Origin of the sequence: Rahnella bruchi, assembly GCF_003614975.1 — a bacterium.
Lineage (GTDB): Bacteria > Pseudomonadota > Gammaproteobacteria > Enterobacterales > Enterobacteriaceae > Rahnella > Rahnella bruchi.
On record NZ_QZWI01000043.1, the window covers coordinates 1 to 2081 of the forward strand.

The following is a 2081-nucleotide window of genomic DNA, read 5'->3' on the forward strand; positions in this document are numbered from 1 at the left end:
TTTCGACCGGTTTGGCTGCTGTGCCCGTATGCCACGGCGTGACCGGAACCGGAGAGCGGTTGCCGGTGTCAGCGGGCGCCACCGGGACAGGGACCGGATTAATCAGGACGGTCCGGGGCGGCAGTCCTCCGACCGCGGGCACCGTGATTCGGTCCAGGCCCGTTGCCTCATCGCGCACGGCCTTGAGTACTGGCACCGTCCCGGGCAAACTTCCTTCGCCCGTTTTTAACAGCCTGAGCGTCAGCCGGTCATTTTCCAGGACCAGCGCACCGCGCACCGGCAGGTTTGCCGTGGAGGCACCGGGCGTCAGGCTCACGCCGCTGCCCTGGACCGCGCTGAGCGGATAAGAGAACAGGGCGGGGACGTCACGCCCGGGCACCTTGTCGCTGCCTTTACCGGCTTCCATCGGCCAAAACCCCGCCACCACCACGCCCAGGCGCGGACCGAGGGCGTTTACCGTTGCCGCACGTTTAAGCTCGGCCCAGCCTTTGGACAGCACGTACAGGATGTCATCGGCCAGCTCCATGGCACCGCTGCCGGCTGCCGCAAACTGCGCCGTGCCCGGATGCCCTCCCAGCACCATGGCGCCCGGGGCGCGCAGGGCAGTCTCCGCCGCGCTGACCATCTGCGCCGTATAGACGGGGGCGGGGTGTACGCTGGCCCGGGCCATCAGCTCCGCCGTGGCCTTGCGCAGCCGTGCTGCCGCGCGGGCTCGGGCATCCGCTTCCGCTTTGGCTTTCGCGTCGGCCGCTTGTCTGGCCGCGGCCTCCGAGCTGGCCTGACTGGCGGCCGCGGCGTCTGCCTGCGCCCGCGCCTGGTGTTCCTGGCGCAGGGCGTTCAGCCGGTTTTCTGCGCCGGCCTTGTCCCGCTGATACTGCTCTGCCCGCTGCTGGAGCTGGGCGGCTTCGTGACGGGCCTGCGCCGCCGCGTTGCGCTCGCGGTTGATGTCATTTTGCTTCGCATCCGCCTGCGCCTTGACCGCGTTCGACTGTTGCAGCATCGTCGACCCCACGCGAAACAGGGGGTGGAATCCGTCGTTCATGACGCCCTGATTGACGAACCGCTGGTAGCCGTCAAAGAGCTGCTGCTGGCGCTGGCGCAGGACATTTTGCTCGTTCTGCACGTTGTTGGCCGCCCCGTCGTGGGCACTGGCGCGCCCGTCGGCAGAGGCCTTTTGCTGCACCGCGATATTTATCTGGTACTGGTATTCATCAATCTGGCGCTGGACCGCCGCTTCCTGCTGTTGCTCCAACTGCCGGCGGGCCGCGGCCCCCGTCAGCTGTTGCTGCCGCGCGGCGGCTTTCTCGCTGTCAGGGCGATATTTCTCCGGGACGAGTCCACTGCGGATGCGGTCGATATCCTGCTTCGTGCGCTCAGCCGCCGCGAGGAGGGCCGCCAGGTCCTTCTTATCGCCGGCGATAAGCTGCTCCGTGGCCGCTTTATCACCCTGGCGTTTTGCAATGTATTGTCTGGCCTGGTTGACGTCCGCTGCGCTGCGGGGCCACCAGACGCGGCCGTTATTGAGCATAATGTCGGCCTCAATATAGAGTACGGCATTTTCCTCGGCGGCCATTCTCGCCTGCAGCTCCCGGGCCAGCGCCTGTTGTAAATCCAGGGTGGCCTGTGCCCGCTCGCCCGCGGGGGCATTATTTTTTCCCCTCAGGCTGATTTCTGCGTTCAGCCGCTGGTTCTGCGCATGGGTGAGCTGCTCATCAAGCGCGACCTGTTTCTTGTGTGCGTCGTCCACCGCAATGGAGAGCTCCTGCTGGTGGATTTGCGCGACGCTTCGGGCCATCGCCAGGGCGTCCACGGTCTGAGAAACGGAGCCGGGGCGAAAGACGAGGGACATGCCCAGGCCGCCGTTCAGTGCGTTCAGCTTGCGGCTGAAATCGCCGCTCACGTAGCCCTCAACGCCGAGGGTATCTTCCACGGAGCCCGACATATCCAGGTCCCGCTGCCAGTCCACGCCGTTACCATCGGGGTGATGGTAGTAACCGGCGGCTGTCATTTTGTCTGCATCAAGTGCCATATCCTTATCCTTGGTTCATACGGTTGAGTGTAAATACTGTAATTACATACAG

General features: G+C 65.1%; 1 protein-coding gene. It reads right to left on the bottom strand.

What is annotated here, in order from left to right:
- Window positions 1-2029: S-type pyocin domain-containing protein (locus D5398_RS25230; protein WP_208646092.1), on the bottom strand; the 2029-nt coding region annotated here is incomplete at its 3' end.
- Window positions 2030-2081 lie beyond the last annotated feature (52 nt).